Annotated in this window: 20 protein-coding genes and 1 tRNA gene; 10 read left to right on the top strand and 11 right to left on the bottom strand. The window is 61.3% G+C overall.

Features of this window, described 5'->3' with window-relative positions; all coding sequences use genetic code 11:
* Positions 1 to 113: 113 nt before the first annotated feature.
* Both METH_RS19445 and METH_RS24990 read right to left on the bottom strand, forming a co-directional pair.
* Positions 114 to 200, bottom strand: a tRNA-Leu gene (locus tag METH_RS19445).
* A 359-nt stretch (positions 201 to 559) separates the two neighbouring features.
* On the bottom strand, positions 560 to 709 hold the full coding sequence (locus tag METH_RS24990; RefSeq protein ID WP_024092188.1) for a globin family protein: 150 nt from the start codon (positions 707 to 709) through the stop codon (positions 560 to 562).
* Between the two features lie 230 nt (positions 710 to 939).
* On the opposite strand from METH_RS24990, the gene METH_RS19455 reads away from it, so the two are divergent.
* Positions 940 to 1,929: a complex I NDUFA9 subunit family protein gene (locus METH_RS19455; protein WP_024092189.1), complete on the top strand. Its 990-nt coding sequence runs from the start codon at positions 940 to 942 to the stop codon at positions 1,927 to 1,929.
* Positions 1,930 to 1,991: 62 nt separating this feature from the next.
* Here the strand turns inward: METH_RS19455 and METH_RS19460 are convergent, their stop codons facing one another.
* Positions 1,992 to 2,744 carry an undecaprenyl-diphosphate phosphatase gene (locus METH_RS19460; RefSeq protein WP_245603003.1) on the bottom strand — a complete coding sequence of 251 codons (753 nt, stop codon included), beginning with the start codon at positions 2,742 to 2,744 and terminating at the stop codon, positions 1,992 to 1,994.
* Here METH_RS19460 and METH_RS24995 point away from each other — a divergent pair.
* The 8 genes from METH_RS24995 (at position 2,655) to METH_RS19495 (ending at position 14,302) form a co-directional block, all read left to right on the top strand.
* On the top strand, positions 2,655 to 2,846 hold the full coding sequence (locus METH_RS24995; protein WP_245603005.1) for a hypothetical protein: 192 nt from the start codon (positions 2,655 to 2,657) through the stop codon (positions 2,844 to 2,846). The genes METH_RS19460 and METH_RS24995 overlap by 90 nt on opposite strands.
* A gap of 194 nt (positions 2,847 to 3,040) precedes the next feature.
* The gene (locus METH_RS19465) at positions 3,041 to 4,480 is read left to right on the top strand and encodes an NAD(P)-dependent oxidoreductase (protein ID WP_024092191.1); all 1,440 of its coding nucleotides are present in this window, start codon (positions 3,041 to 3,043) and stop codon (positions 4,478 to 4,480) included.
* 98 nt (positions 4,481 to 4,578) lie between these two features.
* Positions 4,579 to 5,013, top strand: coding sequence for a GFA family protein (locus METH_RS19470; protein ID WP_024092192.1), 435 nt, complete (start codon positions 4,579 to 4,581; stop codon positions 5,011 to 5,013).
* Positions 5,010 to 9,542: a glutamate synthase large subunit gene (gene gltB / locus METH_RS19475; protein WP_024092193.1), complete on the top strand. Its 4,533-nt coding sequence runs from the start codon at positions 5,010 to 5,012 to the stop codon at positions 9,540 to 9,542. The genes METH_RS19470 and gltB overlap by 4 nt, the downstream gene beginning before the upstream one ends.
* 99 nt (positions 9,543 to 9,641) lie before the next feature.
* Positions 9,642 to 10,379, top strand: coding sequence for a monofunctional biosynthetic peptidoglycan transglycosylase (gene mtgA / locus METH_RS19480; protein WP_024092194.1), 738 nt, complete (start codon positions 9,642 to 9,644; stop codon positions 10,377 to 10,379).
* A 64-nt stretch (positions 10,380 to 10,443) separates the two neighbouring features.
* Complete coding sequence (fzlA, locus tag METH_RS19485) at positions 10,444 to 11,109, top strand: FtsZ-binding protein FzlA (RefSeq protein WP_024092195.1); 666 nt, start codon at positions 10,444 to 10,446, stop codon at positions 11,107 to 11,109.
* A gap of 76 nt (positions 11,110 to 11,185) precedes the next feature.
* Positions 11,186 to 12,223, top strand: a complete 1,038-nt coding sequence (gene queG / locus METH_RS19490; RefSeq protein ID WP_024092196.1) for a tRNA epoxyqueuosine(34) reductase QueG — start codon at positions 11,186 to 11,188, stop codon at positions 12,221 to 12,223.
* Between the two features lie 72 nt (positions 12,224 to 12,295).
* On the top strand, positions 12,296 to 14,302 hold the full coding sequence (locus METH_RS19495) for a hydantoinase/oxoprolinase N-terminal domain-containing protein (protein WP_024092197.1): 2,007 nt from the start codon (positions 12,296 to 12,298) through the stop codon (positions 14,300 to 14,302).
* A 149-nt stretch (positions 14,303 to 14,451) separates the two neighbouring features.
* Here the strand turns inward: METH_RS19495 and msrA are convergent, their stop codons facing one another.
* The 8 genes from msrA to ade form a co-directional block, all read right to left on the bottom strand.
* Entirely contained in the window at positions 14,452 to 14,967 is a 516-nt protein-coding gene (gene msrA / locus METH_RS19500; RefSeq protein ID WP_024092198.1) for a peptide-methionine (S)-S-oxide reductase MsrA, read from the bottom strand.
* The gene (gene msrB, locus METH_RS19505) at positions 14,964 to 15,413 is read right to left on the bottom strand and encodes a peptide-methionine (R)-S-oxide reductase MsrB (protein ID WP_024092199.1); all 450 of its coding nucleotides are present in this window, start codon (positions 15,411 to 15,413) and stop codon (positions 14,964 to 14,966) included. The genes msrA and msrB overlap by 4 nt, the downstream gene beginning before the upstream one ends.
* A gap of 109 nt (positions 15,414 to 15,522) precedes the next feature.
* Positions 15,523 to 16,086: a DUF4202 domain-containing protein gene (locus tag METH_RS19510; protein WP_024092200.1), complete on the bottom strand. Its 564-nt coding sequence runs from the start codon at positions 16,084 to 16,086 to the stop codon at positions 15,523 to 15,525.
* 110 nt (positions 16,087 to 16,196) lie between these two features.
* Positions 16,197 to 17,102 carry a DMT family transporter gene (locus METH_RS19515; RefSeq protein WP_024092201.1) on the bottom strand — a complete coding sequence of 302 codons (906 nt, stop codon included), beginning with the start codon at positions 17,100 to 17,102 and terminating at the stop codon, positions 16,197 to 16,199.
* A gap of 60 nt (positions 17,103 to 17,162) precedes the next feature.
* Positions 17,163 to 17,786, bottom strand: coding sequence for a LysE family translocator (locus tag METH_RS19520; protein ID WP_024092202.1), 624 nt, complete (start codon positions 17,784 to 17,786; stop codon positions 17,163 to 17,165).
* Positions 17,787 to 17,955: 169 nt separating this feature from the next.
* Positions 17,956 to 18,243 carry an HU family DNA-binding protein gene (locus METH_RS19525; protein WP_019297532.1) on the bottom strand — a complete coding sequence of 96 codons (288 nt, stop codon included), beginning with the start codon at positions 18,241 to 18,243 and terminating at the stop codon, positions 17,956 to 17,958.
* 139 nt (positions 18,244 to 18,382) lie between these two features.
* Positions 18,383 to 19,849 carry an AMP nucleosidase gene (locus tag METH_RS19530; protein ID WP_024092204.1) on the bottom strand — a complete coding sequence of 489 codons (1,467 nt, stop codon included), beginning with the start codon at positions 19,847 to 19,849 and terminating at the stop codon, positions 18,383 to 18,385.
* On the bottom strand, positions 19,846 to 21,648 hold the full coding sequence (gene ade, locus METH_RS19535; protein WP_024092205.1) for an adenine deaminase: 1,803 nt from the start codon (positions 21,646 to 21,648) through the stop codon (positions 19,846 to 19,848). The genes METH_RS19530 and ade overlap by 4 nt, the downstream gene beginning before the upstream one ends.
* A gap of 142 nt (positions 21,649 to 21,790) precedes the next feature.
* On the opposite strand from ade, the gene METH_RS19540 reads away from it, so the two are divergent.
* Positions 21,791 to 22,213, top strand: coding sequence for a VOC family protein (locus METH_RS19540; RefSeq protein WP_024092206.1), 423 nt, complete (start codon positions 21,791 to 21,793; stop codon positions 22,211 to 22,213).
* The last annotated feature ends 22 nt before the right edge of the window (positions 22,214 to 22,235 follow it).

Genomic DNA, 22,235 nt, shown 5'->3' on the forward strand with positions numbered 1-22,235 from the left:
CAGAGCGGCAGTACTCTTGCCGCTCTGTCCGCGCTCTGAGGAAAAGGGCAAACAGTTTGCGGGAGCCGGTAGATACCGATCCAGAACAGAAGCGCGCAAGAATATCAGGGATATGGTGCCCAGGAGAGGACTCGAACCTCCACGTCCTTACGAACACTAGCACCTGAAGCTAGCGCGTCTACCAATTCCGCCACCTGGGCAGGTGTCGTGAGACCGGCGTATAAGATGGTTCGTTAGAGGCGTCAAACGGAAAACCATCTAAATTCCAGCTTGGGCCTGAATGCCGGTCCCGTTCACCTCAACGCTAAGTGGGAAAGCCCATCTTAAACGCAACATGGGGCAGGGAAGTTGGCCAGGCCTGCTGTTTTACGTTGTTCCAATCCGGGCCCAGTGTGTCGGCGAGAGCACCAGTGAAGCTGCCTATGAAACCATGGAAATGGGCGTCTGACACCTCAAGTTAGCGGTGCTTCTCACCCTGCTGCTGGAGGAGCGAATCCAGCCGCTCGAAATCAACCAGCGCTTCGGAGATATGGGGCAGCGAGGCGAGCAGTTTTTCCTCTTACTGGGTTAGATCGTCAGGAAACAGGCTCTGGATATCCGGGCAGACGGCAAAGAGTTCTGAGTAGAATGGCGGCACAAAGGCTTCGATATTCATCCGCTCGCTTTCAAAGCACTGCCGGATCAGTTCTTTGCCTTGCTCGCTTACCACTGGAACCGACCCCCTGAACAGGTTGAGAAACAGAGGTGTTTTCGCTGCATCGCTTCATTCTGACAGTTAAGGGTTGAAAGCGGGATTAACCAACCCGGCGAATTCATTGGAAGCTGTTAACGGCTCCTGCAGTTTTCGCCCCCATTGCGGCCGCAGCTCCTGTTTTGCTCCTTGTTCGGCGACCCTTGCGGCGCTAGAGCTTAGGGGCAGCTAAGTTCAGGAGCCAAATGATGTCCAAACTGGTCACGATCTATGGCGGATCCGGTTTCGTGGGCCGCTACATTACGCGGCGCATGGCCAAGGAAGGCTGGCGCGTGCGGGTGGCTGTGCGTCGTCCCAACGAAGCCATACATGTGAAGCCTTACGGCGTTCCGGGCCAGGTTGAGCCAGTGTTCTGCAACATCCGCGATGACAATTCTGTGGCCAGGGTGATGCAGGGCGCGGATGCGGTTGTGAACTGCGTCGGTGTCCTGAATGAACTTGGAAAGAACACCTTTAGCACTATCCATTCCGAAGGCGCGGGCCGTATCGCGCGGATCGCGTCGCAGCAGGGCGTGTCCAGCCTGGTGCATATCTCGGCGATAGGCGCCGATGCCAATGGCCCCAGTGAATATGCCAAAACCAAAGCCGCAGGAGAAGCCGCGGTGCTGCAGAGCTTTCCTGGTGCGGTGATTTTGCGCCCCTCGGTAATCTTCGGGAACGAGGACGAATTTTTTAACCGCTTTGCCGGCATGACCCGGCTGTCGCCGATCCTGCCGATTGCGGCGGGCTCCACCAATTTCCAGCCGGTATTTGTTGATGATGTGGCCAAAGCCGCCGCCAAGGCGGCACTGGGAGAGGCTGCAGGCGGCATCTACGAACTTGGCGGTCCCGAGGTTAAAAGCTTCCGCACGCTGATGGCGCAGATGCTGGAGGTGATCCACCGCCGCCGCTTGATCCTGTCGCTGCCGCGCCCTGCCGCGTGGCTGGTGGCCTTCGGGTTTGACATGCTGCAGGCGGCCAGCTTCCAACTGATTGAGAACAAGGTGCTGACACGTGACCAGTTGCGGAGTCTGAAGGCGGATAATGTGGTGTCGGAAGGCGCCAAGGGATTTGGAGAACTAGGTATCAACCCAATGACACTAGGGTCGGTTCTGCCGGATTACCTGTGGAAATTCCGCCCCTCCGGCCAGTATGACGAGATGACCAAGTCGGCTCGGAATCTGCGTAACGGCGCCTGATATTTCTGCCGGTTCAAGGGTTTGATTGCGCGGGGATCTCCCCGCGCTTTTTCGTTTCAGCTTTAGCTGCCGTAAGCGATGGATAGAAGAATAATGCCCAGGATCACCCGGTAGATCACATAAGGCGTGAAACTGACCGAGCGCAGCAGCCGCATCATCAGGCTAAGCGCGGCCAGCGCCGACAACATCGCCAGAGCCGCAGCAATCCCTGCGTCCCGCATCAGCGCGGTATTGGCTTCCAGTGCGGCTTCGGTGCCCAGCAGAACGCCGGAGGCGATGATGGTCGGGATCGACATCAGCATGGCAATGCGGGCGCCGTCCTCACGGGTATAGCCCAGTTGCCGCGCACCGGTGATGGTAATGCCCGAGCGCGAAGTGCCGGGGATCAGTGACAACATCTGCCAAAGGCCCATGATCAGGGCATCGCGGATGCCCCAGTCGCTGGACTGTTTCACCTCAGCGCCTTTCTGATCGGCCCAATACAGAACCAGCCCGAAGCCCAGCATGGTCCAGCCGATCACTGCCATTGACCGCAAAGAATGGCTGAGGCCGGTGAAATGCAGTATCGCTCCGAACAGGACAGTGGGGATGGTGGCGATAATCAGACCCATTGCAAGTTTGGATCCGGGGGTGTCCAGCCGACCGGTCAGGGCGCGGGGCAGACCCGCAAGGCCCTCACGCACATCGCTCCAGAAGTAGATCAGTACTGCGGCCAGGGTGCCGACATGCACAGCAACATCAATCACCTGTCCTTGATCCTTGAGCCCAGTCAATCCGGGCAGCAGAATCAGATGGCCGGAGGAGGAAACTGGCAGGAATTCGGTAATACCTTGGATAAGCGCAACCAGGACCAGTTGGAAAAGCGGCATCCTGAAATCATCCCTCACTGGCCGCGGGCGGGCCGTAAACTGTCGTGACTCTGTATAAATCCCGGCTCCGGTTTGGAAAGCGGATATTAAGGTCCGGTTCGGTCTTAAAAATTCTGTACATTTCTGAAAAACAGGGTATCAGAAATCAAGCGCTGGCAAAATAGGTCAGCAAAGTTGACATAAAAGCGTATTGGTACCTGCAATGGTGCCTGCGCAGCCAGACAAACGATGGAGTCCAGCCCGTGGCCAAGCAACCGATGCTGAAATTCGTGCAGATCGAACGCGACATGCCTCAAAAGCGTGACGCAAGTGTACGCAAGGAAGACTTCAATGAGATCTACGCAGAGTACGCTGCTGCCAAGGCCGAGGAACAGGCCAGCCGCTGCAGCCAGTGCGGTGTGCCTTATTGCCAAAGCCACTGCCCGCTGCACAACAACATCCCGGATTGGCTCCGCCTGACTGCAACCGGCCGTTTGGAAGAGGCCTATGCCGCCAGCCAGGCTACCAATACCTTTCCCGAGATCTGCGGCCGCATCTGCCCGCAAGACCGCCTGTGCGAAGGCAATTGCGTGATCGAGCAGTCAGGCCATGGCACTGTCACCATCGGCTCGGTTGAAAAATACATCACCGACACCGCCTGGGAAAACGGTTGGGTGAAACCCGCAGCGCCACTGGCCGAGCGCAGCGAGAGCGTCGGCATCATCGGCGGCGGCCCTGGCGGCCTCGCAGCAGCAGACATGCTTCGCAAGGCCGGCGTGCAAGTCACCGTCTATGACCGTTACGACAGGGCAGGCGGGCTGCTGATGTATGGCATCCCCAGCTTTAAGCTCGAAAAGGATGTGGTCGAGCGCCGTAACAAGCTGCTGGCCGATGGCGGGGTGACATTCAAGCTGAACTGCAACGTCGGCGAGGACATCACGTTTGAGGAGATCCGCAGCAAGCATAACGCAGTTATCATTGCCACCGGCGTCTATAAATCGCGCGATCTGGCAATGCCGGGCAGCGGTTCGGAGGGGATCGTTAAGGCGATCGACTTCCTGTGCGCGTCGAACAAGAAAAGTTTTGGCGACGAGGTTGCCGAGTTCGACAATGGCAGCCTGAACGCCGAAGGCAAGAAGGTTGTGGTGATCGGCGGCGGTGATACCGCGATGGACTGCGTGCGGACCTCAATCCGTCAGGGCGCAACATCGGTCAAATGCCTGTACCGCCGCGACCGTGCCAACATGCCGGGATCGCAGCGGGAAACTCAGAACGCCGAGGAAGAAGGCGTGGTCTTCGAATGGCTGTCAGCGCCCAAGGGCTTTACCGATGAGGGCGGCAAAGTTGCCGGTGTGATGGTGCAGAAAATGCGCCTTGGTCAGCCGGATGCTTCGGGCCGCCAGGCGCCGGAAGTGATCGAAGGCGCGGACTACGTCGAAGAGGCCGACTTGGTCATCAAGGCCCTTGGATTTGAACCGGAACAGCTGCCCGCGCTGTGGAACCAGCCGGAGCTGCCGGTGACGCGCTGGGGAACCGTCAAGGCAGCTTTCAAGACCGGCGCGACCGATCTGGACGGCGTCTATGCGGTGGGTGACATCGTGCGCGGCGCCTCGCTGGTGGTTTGGGCGATCAAGGATGGCCGCGACTGCGCCGAGGCGATCCTTGAGACCTTCAACAGAAAGACAGCATTGGCGGCGGAATAGGTCGGCGGCCTGCCTTACACCGCCTGTGCGCCGGCAGAGCAATAATAAACCGCAGCAAGGTCACTAATTCTGACCCAGCCAGCAGAAGGTAGATGGACATGAGTGAATTGCAGGGACAATGCATGTGCGGCGCGGTGACCGTCACCGCCACGCCTGCGCGCGCCTCCATTTCCGCCTGCCATTGCGAGATGTGCCAGCGCTGGGCCAGCGGTCCTTACCTGAGCTTTCAGGCGGCCAGCGGCTATGCGGCGTTGGGGCCGGTGCATACATATGAATCCTCCGGCTGGGCCGAGCGTGCGTTCTGCGGCAAATGCGGATCGGCGCTTTGGTACAGGATGACCGCAGGAGAACATAAGGGTCAGACACAGATGTCGGCTGGCCTGTTTGAAAACGCAGGCGGCAATGAATTGCGCCTGGAACTTTACATAGACAAAAAGCCAGAGGGCTACGGATTCGAAAGCAGCAGCCGGAAGCTGACCGGAGCTGACGTGATCGAGATGTTTGCCCCCTCCGTAGAAGGAAACAGCCAATGACCAAATATGATGCCGATTGGGTGCGCGCCGAGGAAGCCAAGCGCAAGTGGATGGCTGAAAATGGCTTGTATGCGGAAGAGGAAGAGCATTCCTCCTGCGGCGTGGGCCTGGTGGTCTCGGTTGACGGCAAGAAAAGCCGCAAGGTGGTTGAGGCCGGCATTGATGCGCTGAAGGCGATCTGGCACCGCGGCGCGGTGGATGCTGACGGCAAGACCGGTGATGGCGCGGGAATCCATGTGCAGATCCCGGTTCCCTTCTTTTATGACCAGATCCGCCGCACCGGCCACGAGCCGCGCCAGGATGAGCTGATGGCCGTTGGGCAGGTGTTCCTGCCACGCACTGACTTTGGTGCGCAGGAACGTTGCCGGACCATCGTGGAAACCGAAGTTCTGCGTATGGGTTATTCCATCTATGGCTGGCGCCATGTGCCGGTGGATGTAGCCTGCCTGGGTGAGAAGGCCAATGCGACCCGACCGGAGATCGAGCAGATCCTGATTTCCAACGCCAAGGGCGTGGATGAGGAAACATTCGAGCGTGAACTGTATGTGATCCGCCGCCGGATCGAGAAGGCGGCTAATGCCGCGGCGATCTCGGGCCTTTATATTGCATCGCTCAGCTGCCGCTCGATCATTTACAAAGGGATGATGCTGGCCGAGCAGGTTGCAGTGTTCTATCCGGACCTGATGGACGCGCGGTTCGAAAGCGCCTTTGCGATCTATCACCAGCGGTATTCCACCAACACCTTCCCGCAATGGTGGCTGGCGCAGCCGTTCCGCATGCTGGCCCACAACGGTGAGATCAACACGCTGAAGGGCAATCTGAACTGGATGAAGAGCCATGAGATCCGCATGGCGTCGGCGACCTTTGGCGACCATGCCGAAGACATCAAGCCGATCGTGCCGGGCGGTGCATCGGATTCGGCGGCGCTGGACGGCGTGTTTGAGGTGCTGGTGCGCGCGGGCCGCTCCGCGCCGATGGCGAAAACCATGCTGGTGCCGGAAAGCTGGTCCAAGCAGGCCGTGGAGCTGCCGCAGGCCTGGCGTGACATGTATTCCTACTGCAATTCGGTGATGGAGCCCTGGGACGGCCCCGCTGCGCTGGCAATGACCGACGGCCGCTGGGTCTGTGCGGGCCTGGACCGAAATGGTCTGCGTCCGATGCGCTATGTGGTGACCGGCGACGGGCTGTTGATTGCGGGTTCCGAGGCCGGCATGGTGCCGATTGACGAGGCATCTGTGATTGAAAAGGGCGCCTTGGGGCCGGGTCAGATGCTGGCAGTCGACATGCAGAAGGGCAAACTGTTCAACGACCAGCAGATCAAAGACAAACTGTCCCGGGCGTTGCCGTTTGGCGATTGGGTCAAGCGGATCAACGATCTGGACACCACCCTGGCCAGCGCGCCCGAGCAGCCGCTGTTCACCGGTGAAGAGCTGCGCCGCCGTCAGGTTGCTGCCGGGTATACCATTGAGGAACTGGAGCAGATCCTGGCGCCGATGGCAGAGGACGGCAAGGAATCTCTGGCCTCGATGGGCGACGACACGCCCTCTGCGGTGCTCTCCAAGATGTACCGCCCGCTGAGCCACTTCTTCCGCCAGAACTTCAGCCAGGTGACTAACCCGCCGATCGACTCATTGCGTGAATACCGGGTGATGTCGCTGAAGACCCGGTTCGGTAACCTGAAGAACGTTCTGGACGAGGACAGCTCGCAGACCGAGATCATCGTGCTGGAAAGCCCATTTGTGGGCAATGCCCAGTGGGACAAGCTGGTCCAGCAGTTCAACGCGCCGCTGGCCGAGATCAATTGCAGCTTTGCACCGGGCCGCGGATCGCTGAGCGCAGCGCTGGAGCGGATCCGGGGAGAGGCTGAGGAAGCGGTGCGCTCAGGTGCGGGCCACATCGTGCTGACCGATCAGTACTCGGATGCGGGCAAAGTGGCGATGCCGATGATTCTGGCGACCTCCGCCGTGCATTCGCATCTGACCCGCAAAGGGTTGCGGACCTTCTGTTCGCTGAACGTGCGCTCCGCCGAGTGCGTCGATCCGCATTACTTTGCAGTGCTGATCGGCTGCGGCGCCACCGTGGTGAACGCCTACCTGGCCGAGGATTCGTTGGCCGACCGCATTGATCGCGGGCTGCTGGACGGCAGCCTTACCGAAAATGTCGCCCGCTACCGCGAGGCTATCGACCAGGGTCTGTTGAAGATCATGGCCAAAATGGGGATCTCGGTTGTGTCCTCCTATCGCGGCGGACTGAACTTTGAGGCCGTGGGCCTGTCCCGCGCCATGTGCGCCGAGTATTTTCCGGGCATGACCAGCCGCATTTCCGGCATCGGTGTGACCGGTATCCAGACCAAGGCGGAGGAGATCCATGCCAAGGCCTGGAAGACGCAGGAAGGGATCCTTCCGATCGGCGGTTTCTACAAGGCGCGCAAATCGGGCGAGACCCACGCCTGGGAAGCGACCTCGATGCATATGATGCAGATGGCCTGCAACCGCGCGTCTTACGAGCTGTGGAAGCAGTATTCAGCCAAGATGCAGTCGAACCCGCCGATCCACCTACGCGACCTGTTGCAGATCAAGCCAATGGGCAACGCTGTGCCGATTGAGGAAGTGGAATCGATCACCTCGATCCGCAAGCGGTTTGTGACCCCGGGTATGTCCTTGGGCGCGCTGAGCCCCGAGGCGCACAAGACGCTGAATGTGGCGATGAACAGGATCGGGGCCAAATCCGATTCGGGCGAGGGTGGTGAAGATCCAGCACATTTCGTGCCGGAACCGAACGGTGATAACCCGTCTGCGAAGATCAAGCAGGTCGCTTCGGGCCGTTTTGGTGTAACCGCAGAATACCTGAACCAGTGTGAAGAGCTGGAAATCAAGGTGGCGCAGGGCGCCAAGCCCGGCGAGGGCGGACAGCTGCCGGGGATGAAGGTCACCGACCTGATTGCCCGACTGCGCCACTCGACCAAGGGTGTTACCCTGATCTCGCCGCCGCCGCATCACGATATCTACTCGATCGAGGATCTGGCCCAGCTGATCTATGACCTCAAGCAGATCAACCCGCGCTGCAAGGTGACGGTAAAGCTGGTGGCGTCTTCCGGCGTTGGTACCATTGCGGCCGGCGTGGCCAAGGCAAAAGCCGACGTAATCCTGATTTCGGGCCACAATGGCGGCACCGGGGCGTCGCCTGCTACCTCGATCAAATATGCGGGCCTGCCGTGGGAGATGGGCCTGACGGAAGCGCATCAGGTGCTGGCGATGAACAACCTGCGCGAGCGGGTGACCTTGCGTACCGACGGCGGCCTGCGCACCGGCCGCGATATTGTCATGGCCGCAATGCTGGGCGCCGAGGAATACGGCATTGGCACCGCGGCGCTAATCGCCATGGGCTGCATCATGGTGCGCCAGTGCCAGTCCAACACCTGCCCGGTTGGCGTCTGCACCCAGGACGAAGCGCTGCGCGGCAAGTTCACCGGAAATGCGGACAAGGTGGTGAACTTGATCACCTTCTATGCGCAGGAAGTGCGGGAGATCCTTGCCTCCATCGGTGCCCGCTCGCTTGACGAGGTGATCGGCCGCGCCGACCTGCTGGCGCAGGTGTCGCGCGGATCCGCGCACCTGGATGATCTGGATCTGAACCCGCTGCTGATCACCGTCGATGGTTCTGCCAACATCGTCTATAACCGCGACAAGGACCGCAATGCGGTGCCGGACACGCTGGATGCGGAGATCGTGCGCGATGCCGCCCGCTTCCTGCAGGACGGCGAGAAGATGCAGCTGTCTTATGCGGTGCAGAACACCCACCGCACCGTAGGCACCCGCACTTCCAGCCATATCGTGCGCAACTTCGGTATGCGGAATTCGTTCCAGCCGGATCACCTGACGGTGAAGCTGCAAGGGTCCGCCGGGCAGTCGCTGGGCGCATTTGCAGCACCGGGGTTGAAGCTGGAAGTGTCGGGCGATGCAAATGACTATGTCGGCAAGGGCCTGTCGGGCGGCACCATTGTGGTGCGTCCGCCGCAGGTGAGCCCGCTGAAAGCGTCTGAGAACACCATCATTGGCAATACTGTACTGTACGGTGCGACGGACGGTTATCTTTTCGCGGCAGGCCGCGCAGGCGAGCGGTTCGGCGTGCGCAACTCGGGTGCCACGGTTGTAATCGAAGGCTGCGGTGCCTGCGGCTGTGAGTACATGACCGGCGGTGTGGCGGTGATTCTGGGTTCGATCGGCGCCAATTTCGGCGCGGGCATGACCGGCGGAATGGCGTATCTTTACGATCCCGACGGCAAGGCGGAGACCATGATGAACATGGAATCTCTGGTCACCTGTCCGTTGACCGTGGCGCATTGGGAAGCGGAGCTGAAAACCCTGATTGCCCGCCACCTGGAGGAAACCGGCAGCCAGAAGGCCGCAGACATCCTACAGCACTGGGACATCGAGAAGGCTAATTTCCTGCAGGTCTGTCCGAAGGAGATGCTCGACAAACTCGCGCATCCTGTGATGCAGGAACAGGCGGCTGTTCCGGCAGAATAAGCCAAGCTAAAGACTTGAACACAGACCCCGCAGGCAATTGCTTGCGGGGTTTGCTTTTTGGCGGTTGGTTACCCGGGGCATGCTGGCCTATAGAGGGGTATGGCAAAGGCTGTTGCAAATAAGAAGAGAGCCAAGAGCAGTAAGAAGGCGGCAAGGCTGAAGGTTCAGCCCCTGCGCTGGCTTCGGCGCTGGCTAGTGCGGACGCTTCTGGCCGTGGCGGCGGTGTTTCTTTTCCTTATCCTGCTGTTTTCGGTGGTGAACCCGCCGGTCACCCATACGATCTGGGCTGAGCAGCGCCGTTTGGGTGAGGTCGACCGGATGTGGGTGCCGCTTGAGGAAATCGCCCCGGTGCTGACGCGCTCGGTGGTGGCCGCCGAGGATGCGCAGTTCTGCCGCCACTGGGGTTTTGATGCCCGCGCCATTCAGGCAGCGATTGAGGCGGGCGGCGCCCGCGGCGGTTCGACCATTTCACAGCAGGTGGTCAAGAATGTGTTCCTGTGGCAGGGCCGCAGCTGGCCGCGCAAAGTGCTGGAAACGCTGCTGACCCCGGCGGTCGAGGCCGTCTGGAGCAAGAAGCGCATCCTTGAGGTTTATTTGAACGTGGCCGAAATGGATGAGGGCGTATTTGGCGCCGAGGCTGCGGCGCGCAAGTATTTCGGAGTTGGCCCCAACGAACTCAGCGCCCGGCAGGCGGCGTTGATCGCTGCTGTGCTGCCCGATCCCAAGGACCGCTCCGCCCGCCGCCCCAGCAGATTTGTCCAGCGCCGTGCCGCACAGATCGCGGATGGGGCGGCCACCATTCGCGCAGATGGCCGGGCCGCCTGTTTCGAGGATTGAATCTTTCTTCTGGCCGAGGCATTGCTGGGCCATCCGCTGTATTTTTTGGAGATCCTCTGTAGCCATGGCGCGCCTTTATCACGTTCCCCTGTCCCCGTTTTGCCGCAAGGTGCGGCTGTCACTGGCGGAAAAGAAAATCGAGGTGGAACTGGTCGAGGAGCGCTATTGGGAGCAGGATGCTGATTTTCTGCGCCGCAACCCGGCGGCAAAGATCCCGGTGATCCGCCTAGATGGCAAGATGATGTCCGAAAGCGCGGCGATCTGCGAATATCTGGAAGAAACCCGGCCTGAGCCATGCTTGATGCCCCGCGATGCTGAGGGCCGCTATGAAATGCGCCGGCTGGTCAGCTGGTTCGACGACAAGTTCCACAGCGAGGTGACCTCGAAGCTGCTGTATGAGCGGGTGAACAAGAAAATTACCGGCGAAGGCTATCCTGACAGCCGCAATGTGAAGGCCGGCGCCAAGGCGATCAAGTACCATCTGGATTACATGGCCTGGTTGCTGGACCATCGGCGCTGGCTGGCAGGGGACATGATGACACTGGCGGATTTTGCAGCGGCGGCGCATCTGTCGTCTCTGGACTACATCTCGGATGTGGACTGGAACCGCTCGGCAGTGGTCAAAGACTGGTACGCCAAGATCAAGTCTCGGCCTGCGTTCCGGTCGATCCTGGCGGATCAGGTGCCTGGGTTCCGGCCGCCGCCGCATTACACCGACTTGGATTTCTGATAGGACGGAACAGGGGCGCTGCCCCTCTTGGGCCTTTGGCCCAATTCACCCCGGAGTATTTGGGACCAGAAAGAAGATGAGTGCTGCGTTGAAAGAACGGCTGGTGTCCCAGGCGCTGGCGGAGGGGTTTGTCTCTTGCAGAATATGCCGCCCGTGGGATGTGCCGCAAGTTCCTGCGCGGCTGCAGGCGTTTCTGGACGCTGGATACCACGGGCAGATGGGCTGGATGGCAGAACGGACCGCATGGCGTAGCGATCCGGCACAGCTGTGGCCCGAAGCGCAGTCGGTGATCATGCTGGCGGAAAGCTATACGCCTGAAGAGGACCCGATGGCGGTTGTGGGGCAATCTGACCGCGGCGCAGTTTCGGTTTACGCTCGCAACAAGGACTATCACGATCTGGTCAAGAAACGGCTGAAGCGGCTGGCGCGCTGGCTGATTGCAGTGGCGGCAGAGCCTTGCGAAGTGAAGGTATTTGTGGATACCGCGCCAGTACCGGAAAAAGCGCTGGGCATGGCGGCGGGCCTGGGCTGGCAGGGAAAGCATAGCAATCTGGTTAGTAGGGATTGGGGCAACTGGGCCTTTTTAGGCTCTGTTTTTACTACGCTAGAGTTGCCTGCGGATGCGGCTGAGCCGGACCGCTGCGGGTCGTGCCGGGCTTGTCTGGACAGCTGCCCGACGGATGCCTTCCCGGCCCCTTACCAAGTCGATGCCCGGCGCTGTATTTCCTACCTCACCATCGAGCACAAGGGGCCGGTGGAGGAAGAACTGCGCGCCAAACTGGGCAACCGGATCTATGGCTGCGATGATTGTCTGGCGGCCTGCCCCTGGAACAAGTTTGCCGTTGCAGCAAGTGACATGCGCTATGCTGCGCGGGACGAGCTTAAGGCGCCGAAACTAGCGGAACTGGCCGCCTTGGATGATGCGGAATTCCGGGCGATGTTTGCTGGTTCTCCCATCAAGCGGATCGGGCGCAACCGGTTTGTGCGCAATGTCTTGTATGCGATTGGCAATTCTGGCTTGCCGGAACTGCGAAAGGTGGCGCGGGGCCTGACGCAGGATCCGGATGCTGCGGTGGCAGATGCGGCGGCTTGGGCGGTTCAAAGGCTTTCGTGACGCAAACAGGATGGACGCGGCGAAAATAGGCGTTAGACCCGTTCCGGCGAACAGAGGCGGAAAGGACCGGGCATGGCGCTTTTGCTGGGTGTGGATACAGGCGGAACCTATACAGATGCGGTGCTGATCCGCGACGAAAAGGAGGTGATCGCCACCGCCAAATCGCTGACAACGCGCCAGGATCTGGCAATCGGCGTGGGCGGCGCGATCCGCGCCGTGCTGGACCAGTCCGGCGTGACGCCGGAGCAGGTATCGCTGGCCGCACTCTCCACCACGCTGGCCACCAATGCGCTGGTTGAGGGCCAGGGCGGCCGGGTGGCACTGATCTATATTGGGTTTTCCGACAACGACCTGGACCGGCACGGGCTGAAGGATGCCCTGAAGGGCGACCCGGCGCTGGTGCTGGCCGGCGGCCACACCTATGCGGGCAGCGAGGCGGCGCCGCTGGATGCTGTGGCGCTGGAAGCGTTCTTGCAAACCGAAGGGCCGGGGGTGACGGGGTTCGCGGTGGCTGGTGTTTTTGCCACCCGCAATCCGGCGCATGAGATTGAGGCAGCGCGTATTATCCATGAGATGACTGGCGCGCCAGTGACCTGTTCGCACCAGTTGTCGGCCAAGCTGAATGGGCCCAAGCGGGCGGTGACAGCGGTGCTGAATGCGCGGCTGATCGGGATGATCGACCGGCTGATCGGCCGGGCGCAGGACACGCTGCGGGATTTGGGCATCGAGGCCCCGATGATGGTGGTGCGCGGCGACGGGGCGCTGATGAGCGGCGAACAGGCGCGGGAGCGGCCGATTGAAACGATCCTGTCAGGGCCTGCGGCATCGATCGTGGGCGCGCGCTGGATGACTGGTGTTGAGCATGCGCTGGTCAGCGACATAGGCGGCACCACCACCGATGTGGCGCTGATCAAGGATGGCAAGCCGGCGATTGATCCGGCAGGCGCGCGGGTCGGCGCGTTCCGCACCATGGTAGAGGCGGTGGCGATGCGCACCACAGGTCTTGGTGGTGACAGCCAAGTGCATCTGACCACCAGCGGCCTCGCGGGAGGTTTGACGCTTGGCCCGCGCCGCGTGGTTCCGGTCTCGCTGATCGCCTCGGAAGCACCGGAAGTGGTGCATGCAGCGCTGGACGCGCAATTGCGTGCCAGTACCATCGGCGAGCATGACGGGCGATTTGTTCGCGCGGTGCCGGGCGTGCCGGTCGCGGGCCTCAGCGAGCGCGAGGCGGGACTGCTGGCGCGGATCGGGATGCATGTGCATCCTCTGGGGCAAATCTTGCGCACCCGGATGGAGCATGGCTCGTTGAACCGGCTGGTGGATCGCGGGCTGGTGCAGGTGTCGGGGGTGACGCCGTCGGATGCCAGCCATGTGCTGGGCCGGGCTGATGCCTGGGACCGGGAGGCGGCCGAGAAGGCGCTGACGGTTTTCGCCCGCCGTCGGGTGGGCAGCGGCGACATGGTGGCAAAGGATGCCGCGGGGCTGGCGCAGATGATCATCGATCAGCTCACGGAACAAACCGCTTTGACTTTGTTAGAGTCTGCTTTTGCCGAGGAAGCTGAAAGCTTCGGCCTGCCGGAAAACGAGTTGGCGCGGCATGTGTTGATGCAGCGCGCGCTGGCGGGTCACCGCGGATTGGTTGCGATGGAAGCATCGGTGAATGTGGATGTGGTGGGGCTAGGCGCCTCGGCGCACAGTTACTACCCGGCGGTGGGCGAGCGGCTTCACTGCAACATGATCCTTCCCCAGCATGCGGGGGTTGCCAATGCGATTGGCGCCGTAGTCGGCAGGATCACTATGCGGCGCAGCGGAACCGTGACGGTCCCCGCTGAGGGCAAATTCCGCGTCCATCTCGAAAGCGGGCCGGTGGATTATCAAGCATCCGGCGAGGCGCTGAAGGTGCTGGAGGCCGCCCTTGCCGAGGAAGCGCGGGGCGCGGCGGAAGAGGCCGGCGCGAAAGACATCCATGTGCATGTGGAGCGTGATATCCGCACGGCGCAGGTGGAGGCGCGGGAGGTGTTTGTCGAAGGCACGCTGACAGTAGAAGCCAGCGGACGCCCGCGGGTGGCGCACGGTTGAAGCTGGTTAGAGTGAAGCGGGTTTGAGGGAGAATCCGCTGCCTCCGGCGGGAATATTTTTGACCGGAAAGAAGTGGCTGGCCGGGGCGGATGCCGCGCAGGAAAAAGCCCCGCCGGTGCGGGCGGGGTTGAAGATGCCTATGTGTGGCTCTATTCCGCAGCAGCACCCCGTTTAGGCAGCACCCAATCGGGGCGCGCGAAATGGCAGGTGTAACCGCTCGGCAGCCGCTGCAGGTAGTCCTGGTGCTCGGGCTCGGCTTCCCAGAAATCGCCCTCGGGTTCCAATTCGGTGACAACCTTGCCGGGCCAGATACCGGAGGCATCGACATCGGCTATCGTGTCCTCTGCCACAGCCTTTTGGGCCGCATCCGTATAATAGATCGCCGAGCGGTAGCTGGCACCCAGATCATTGCCTTGACGGTTCAGCGTGGTCGGGTCGTGGATCTGGAAAAAGAACTCCAGTATCTCCCGGTATGATGTGACGGCGGGGTCGAAGATGATCTCAATGCCTTCGGCATGGGTGCCGTGGTTCTTGTAAGTGGCGTTGGGCACATCCCCGCCAGTATAACCGACGCGGGTGCTGATGACGCCGGGACGCTTGCGGATCAGTTCCTGCATGCCCCAGAAACAGCCGCCTGCCAGGACGGCGCGTTCAGTTGTGCTCATTTTCCGGCCTCCACTTGATTGATGTAGGCGCCATAGCCCTCTGCTTCCATATCGTCCAGGTGGACAAAGCGCAGCGACGCCGAGTTGATGCAGTAGCGCAGGCCGCCGCGGTCCATCGGCCCGTCGGGGAAGACATGGCCGAGGTGGCTGTCGCCATGGGTGGAGCGGACTTCGGTGCGGATCATGCCGAGGGTGCGGTCCTCCAGCTCCTGAACATGCGCGGTCTCAATAGGTTTGGTGAAGCTGGGCCAGCCGCAGCCGCTCTCGTATTTGTCCGAGGAGGCAAACAGCGGTTCGCCCGATACGATGTCCACATAGATGCCCGGCGCTTTGTTATGCAGCAGCTTGCCGGTACCGGGGCGCTCGGTGCCCGCATTCTGGGTCACATAATATGCTTCCTCCGAAAGGGCGGCAATGGCGTCCGGGGTCTTGGTGTATTTTGTCATGGTGTCCTCCCGCCTGTTCGCGTTGCTGCAGAACATGGGGTGTGCGGGTGCAAATGCAAAGCCCTGTTACAGGCGGCTCGCAAAGCCGTGTGCCGGGGGGCGGGTCTGGTCAGGCGGCAAAGGCGCCGGCCAGATCCCCGGGCAGGTCGAACTCTGTCAGCACCCGTGCGCGGGCCTCCGGCGACATTTTGCGGGCGGTTTTTTTGACGATGCGCTGCACCTTCTCCGCGGGGTGTTTGGCGGCGAAGGGGGCAAAATACCACTTCAGGAAGACAAAGCAAATGATGTCCTCCAGTGCCTGCACCTGGTCGTCGCGCTTAATGCCCTCCTTGCGCAGCATCCTGGCGGCGGCGTCTGTATCGTCTGCGCCATAGCCTGCCTCTTGCATCAGGTCAGTGACCACCCGAGCATGGTGTTCGGCCTCGGCCTTGCGCCAGGCGAGATAGCCGGCGCGGCCTTCAGGGAAGCTGCTGCGTTGCAGCTTCCAGCGCTCCACATGCTGGCCGCGGGCGGCGATCTGCAGTGCGTCAGGAGCATCGGGAAACAGGCGCAGCTGCTGTTCGCTCATACGTTGGCCGTAAAGCAGTGCGGCAGGCTGCCCGTCTTCCTGGTTGGGGTCCTGGGTGTTGGCGGCGTCGATGGCCGCAAGCACTTTGGTCAATTGCGCGCTCATGCCGCGTCCTCCTGCTGGGTTTCTGCGGATCAGAGTAAAGCGGAAGCGCGGAAGGTTGCAACGGTCCGGGCGCCGTCAGGCGTGCCGGGCCCAGCCGGCATACACCGGCATCAGCCCGGTTTTGCTTCGCGGGACAGCGCCGTTGGCGGCTCGGCGGGCTGGCGGGCAAGCTGAACAGCGAGAATACCAGCAGTGACAATGGCCACGCCCAGCACATCCATCGGACCGAGTTTTTCACCCAGCAATATACTGGCCACAGCGACGCCAAAAACCGGGTTGAGGAAGTGGAAAGTGGCGGCCCGCACCGCGCCGATGCGGTTCAGCAGCATCACCCAGATGAGGGTGGCCATCAGGCCCGGCACCACTGTGGTATATGTAAAGGCCAGCGCCAGCCGCAGGGTGGGGCGCACAAAGATCTCCTCGGTCAGCGGGGCGGCCGCAAACAGGATGGCAGAGCCGATTAGCATCTGCAGCCCCACCACCATCATGAAATTGCCGCCTGACGTGGCGCCGCGCAAGGCAAGCGTCGCCGCGGTCAGCGCCAGTACGCCTATGACGCAGAGGAATACCCCGAACATGTCGACGCCGGCACCAAGACGGGTGCCCATGATCATTGCCACGCCGAGGATGCCTGCCGCCAGTCCGGCGTAACCCAGGGGGCGCAGGCGTTCACCGAACAGCGCCCAGCCCGCCAGCGCGACCAGCAACGGCATGGTGGAGGCGATGATCGCGGCCAGCGAGGCCTCAATCCACTGCATGGCAACGAAGTTCAGGCCCAAGTACAGGGCGTTCTGGCAGATGCCGAAGATTACCGTGGCGCGCCACTGGCCCGGGGTCAGCCGCCAGCTTTGACCGATGGCACGGGCAATGGCGACGCCGATCAGGCCGGAAATCAGGAACCGGACAGCAAGCGAGAACAGCGGTGAGGCATCCTGCACGATGATCCGTGCTGACGTGAAGGCCGAAGACCACATCAGGGCAAAAGCCAGCCCCATGGCAATGGCGCGTCCATCCATCGTGAATTCCTCTCTGTTGCTGCGGACACTCCGGAAATTGTGCCAGAGGGTCAAGGCATGTCAGTTCAGCCTGGCCGCAAAAATCTGCCAGCTGGCGGTGGCAAAGGCGGCGGCAAAGGCCGCCTCGAATCCTCGGCTCAGGCGCAGATAGATCCGGGCGGCCGCGGGACTGGAGAATAGCAGTGCGTAACCATGGAAGATCAGCGCGCTTTGAACTGCAATAGCCCCCATGACGGTCAGCAGCTCCGATGGTTGGGTTCCCGGCGGGATACCGATGGCGTAAAGCGACCCAAAAAACAGCGCCGCCTTTGGGTTGGTCAGGTGCAGCGCCAGCCCCTTGGCATAAGCGACGCGCAATGCGGGTGTTGGTGCCGCGCGCAGTACTGGAGTTCCGGGACACAGGGCGGAGCGGGCTGACCGAACTGCGAGATACATCAGGTATCCGGCCCCGATGTACCGGACGGCTTCAATAAACCAGGCATTGGCCAGCATCACTGCACCAAGGCCAAAAGCGGCAGAAACAGACCAGATCAATGAGCCGGAGCAAACTCCAGCGGCCAATGCCAGCCCCGGTTTGCGGCCATGCTGCATCGCGGTGCCTGCAATGGTGAGCGTGGCGGGCCCAGGGCTGGCGGCGCCCAGAAACGCCGCGCCAAGGATCAGGGTCAGGTTTACATCAGTCATGCGGCAGCCCTCCTCCGGCGTGACGGCAGGGTGCGCGTGAGAGAAGGCATTGGCAAGCATCAACGCTGCGACCGCGGGCGAAGCTTTTCCGCTGCCGGAAAGCACCCGGGCAAAAGAAAAGGGCCGCCCGCAAAGGGCAGCCCTGAAACCGTCCGGCTGTTAGCTGGTATCAGCCGTTCACACTGTCTTTCAGCGCCTTTGCAATGGTCATTTTCACCACTTTGTCGGCTTCTTTGGTGAACTTCTCGCCGGTGGCCGGGTTGCGCACTTCGCGCTCGGGGCGCTCGCGGCAGTAGATCTTGCCGACGCCCGGCAGAGTCACGGCACCGCCGCCCGACACTTCGCGGGTGATCAGCGAGCAGACCGCTTCCAGGGCGGAACCTGCGACTTTTTTGTCGCTGCCCATTTCTTCCGCCAGAGCGGCGACAAGCTGGGTTTTGGTCATCGGTTTGGACATTCTTCGTCTCCTTAAACTGCCCGAACTCTAGGGCCTCATCGCCGGATATTATCGTTATGTTGTATGATAACACAACTTATTGTGCGTGCCGGGCCGGTAAAAATGGGCATTTTTTCTAGGAAAACTGCAAAAAACAGCCTTAGAGAAAGGCCGTTTCATCGAACGAGCGCAATTTCCGGCTGTGCAACCGCTCCAGAGGCATTCCGCGCAGGCGTTCCATCGCTCTTATGCCGATTTGCAGATGCCGCGCAACCTGTGTCTGGTAAAAGTCCGAGGCCATGCCCGGCAGTTTGAGCTCCCCATGCAGCGGTTTGTCGGAGACGCACAGAAGCGTGCCATAAGGCACCCGGAAGCGGTAGCCGTTGGCGGCTATGGTGGCGCTTTCCATGTCCAGCGCGACGGCGCGGGATTGGGACAGGCGCTGCACCGGGCCGGACTGGTCGCGCAATTCCCAGTTGCGGTTGTCGATGGTGGCGACGGTTCCGGTGCGCATGATCCGTTTGAGGTCAAAACCTTCGTACTCTGTGATTTCGGCCACAGCCTCTTCGAGCGCGACCTGGATTTCCGCCAGTGCCGGAATTGGGGTCCAGACCGGCAGGTCGTCATCAAGCACATGGTCTTCACGCAGATATCCGTGCGCCAGCACAAAGTCACCCAGTGCCTGGGTGTTCCGCAGGCCGGCGCAATGGCCCACCATCAGCCAGGCATGCGGGCGCAGGACCGCGATGTGGTCGGTTGCGGTTTTCGCGTTTGAGGGGCCGACGCCGATATTGACCAGGGTGATGCCGCCGCCGTCCGGCCTTTTCAGGTGGTAGGTCGGCATCTGCGGCAACTTGCCCACGGCGGGAATGGGGGTGGTGTGGTCGGTGATCTCGTGATCGCCGGTACTGACAAAGCTGGTGTAGCCAGTGCCCGGATCCGCCAGCTGGGAGCGGGCATATGCTTCAAACTCGGCGACATAGAACTGGTAGTTGGTGAATAGCACGTGGTTCTGGAAATGCTCGGCGCTGGTGGCTGTGTAGTGGCTAAGCCGGGCCAGAGAGTAGTCAATGCGCTGGGCGGTGAACAACGCCAGCGGGCCAGTGCCGTTGGCGGGCTGGTAGGTGCCGTTGACGATGTCATCATTGGTGGTGGAGAGATCCGGCACGTCAAAGACGTCGCGCAGGGTGAACCCGGCAGCACCGTCCTGCGGCACTGTCAACTCTGGGCGCGAGGCGACTGCAAAATGCACTGGAATCGGAGTGTCGGAGACATCGATTGTCACCGGCTGGCCGTGGTTGCGGATGAGCAGGTTGATCTGCTGGATCAGGTAATTGCGGAACAGGTCCGGCCGGGTCACTGTGGTGGCGTAGGTGCCAGGGGCGGACACATGGCCAAAGCTGAGCCGGCTGTCCACCTGCGCAAAGGAAGAGGTGGTGATGCGGATTTCCGGGTAGTAGGCGCGGATGCGCTGGTTGTCTGGTGCCCCGTCGGCCATCGCCCTGGTGAACTCATCACAGATGAAGCCGGTGGCCTGATTGTACAGCAACTCCAACCGGTCCACCGCTTCGGTTGCGTCGTTGAATGTTTCGGTTGGCGGGTGGCCGGGGTGTTTTGTTGTTATCATTGAGCAGGCTCGATCACCGGGATTTTCTGGAAAGTGCGCACGTCGACTAGACCAAGGTCGGAAATCCTGAGCTCCGGAATCACCACCAGGGCCAGCAACGAGTGCTGCATATAGGCGTTGTTCAGGCTGCAGCCGCAGGCCGCCATCGCCTCCATCATGACTTGCGCCCTGGCAGCCACTTCAGTTGCTGGGCTGTCGGACATCAGGCCGGCAATCGGCAGCTCAACCAGGGCCAGTTCGTTGCCGTCCTTGTAAAGGGTGATGCCGCCACCCACTTGGGCCAAGCGGTTGGCCGCCAACGCCATCTGTTCGCGGTCGGTGCCGACCACGATCATATGGTGGCTGTCATGCGCCACGGTTGAAGCCATCGCCATTCTGCCGGCGTAGCCAAAGCCCGAGACAAAGGCGTTGGTGACGCCGCCGGTGGCGCGGTGGCGCTCGACCAGCGCGATCTGGCAGATATCGCCAGTGCCTTCGACCAGTCCGTTGCGCACCGGAAGTTCCGCCTGCAGCGCCTTGGTCGGAGCCTGGTTTTCCACCACGCCGATCACATTGGCGGTGACCGCATTGGCGCCTTCGGGTGCGGCAAGTTCAAAGTCTTTTGCCGTAAGTTTGTGACCCAGATGCACGGTGCCACGGGCGCTGGCAGGCCAGTCGTAATGCGGGCATTCGACCTTAATAGCGCCTGTTTCCGCGACGATCCGGCCGCGCGCGACCACAACTTCGATGGGCAGTTCGGCAAGGCTGGAAGTCAGGATCAGATCGGCGCGGCGGCCAGGGGTGATAGAACCGATCTCGCGCTCCAGCCCGAAATGGGTGGCGGTGTTGATCGTGGCCATCTGCAGTGCGATGACGGGATCGCAGCCGCAGGCAATGGCGTGGCGCACCACCCGGTTCATATGGCCGTCATTGACAAGGGTGCCGGAGTGGCAATCGTCGGTGCAAAGGATGAAATTGCGCGGATCGAGGCCCTTTTCTGTCACAGCGGTAATCTGGCTTTCGACGTCGTACCAGGCGGAGCCCAGCCGCATCATCGACCGCATCCCCTGGCGGACACGGGCGATGGCGTCGGCTTCGCAGGTGCCCTCGTGATCATCCGCCGGGCCGCCTGCCACATAAGCCGCGAAGTCAGGGCCGAGATCAGGGGAGGCATAATGGCCGCCAACGGTTTTGCCCGCGCGCTGGGTGGCGGCGATTTCGGCCAGCATCTTGGGGTCGCCATTGGCCACGCCGGGGAAGTTCATCATCTCGCCCAGACCAATGATGCCGGGCCAGTTCATCGCCTCTTCCACGTCTTCGGGCGAAATCTCATGCCCTGTTGTTTCCAACCCTGGCGCAGAGGGCGCGCAGGAGGGCATTTGGGTAAAGATATTGACGGGCTGCATCAGCGCCTCGTCATGCATATAGCGCACACCGTCCAGTCCCAGCACGTTAGCGATCTCATGCGGGTCGGTGAACATGCTGGTGGTGCCATGCGGGATCACTGCGCGGGCAAATTCCGCCGGCGTCAGCATGCCGGATTCAATATGCATGTGCGCATCGCACAGGCCTGGGATCATGTAGCGGCCCTTGGCCTCGATGATCTGTGTTTCGGGTCCGATGCAATAAGAAGCATCCGGCCCGACGTAAGCGAAACGGCCGGCCACGATGGCAATATCATGGTCCGGCAGCAGCTCGCGGGTGTGCACATTGACCCAGATGCCCTGACGGATCACCGTATCGGCAGGCGCACGTCCTGCGGCAACATCGATCAGTTTCGGGGCGGTTTCGGGCCAGCTAGGGAAATTCTGCTCTGACATGATCCAATTGTTCTGATTACAGCCGGGAAGGCAAGGGGGGTGGGGCGATTGCCACCAAACCTTCATCTTTTCAGGTGCAAAGGCGCCGAAGCCTGACGCTTTTGGAATCGCTGGACCTGCAGTTTCCGGGAAACATTGGCCTATGGACTATGAGAATGCAGATGCAGACAGTTTCGGTCGGTCCCTGCGCGGGATCGGGCTGAACCTGCCGGTGCGGGATGTTCCAGCTGAAATTTCTTTTTTAGAGACCGCCTTTTCTATGAGGCGCCATCAAGTGAGCAAGGATTTTGCCATCGTCACCTACGGCGGACAGATGTTTCAACTGCACAGCGACGGCACCTATGCCGAAAATCCACTGCTGACTCTTTTGCCGGAAAACCCGCCGCGCGGCGCCGGGGTGGAGATCCTGCTGTATGACAGCGACCAGGATCACACTGCGGCTCGGGCTGAGGCTTTGGGCCATACCGTCCTTCAACTGCCTGCGGATAAGCCGCACGGTCTGCGGGAAGCGTATATCCTGAGTGAAAACGGTTATGCCGGGGTGCCAAGCCGGCCCAAGGGGTAAGCGGCGGGAAGTCCTCCCTTTC

It is taken from the genome of Leisingera methylohalidivorans DSM 14336 (assembly GCF_000511355.1).
GTDB lineage: Bacteria > Pseudomonadota > Alphaproteobacteria > Rhodobacterales > Rhodobacteraceae > Leisingera > Leisingera methylohalidivorans.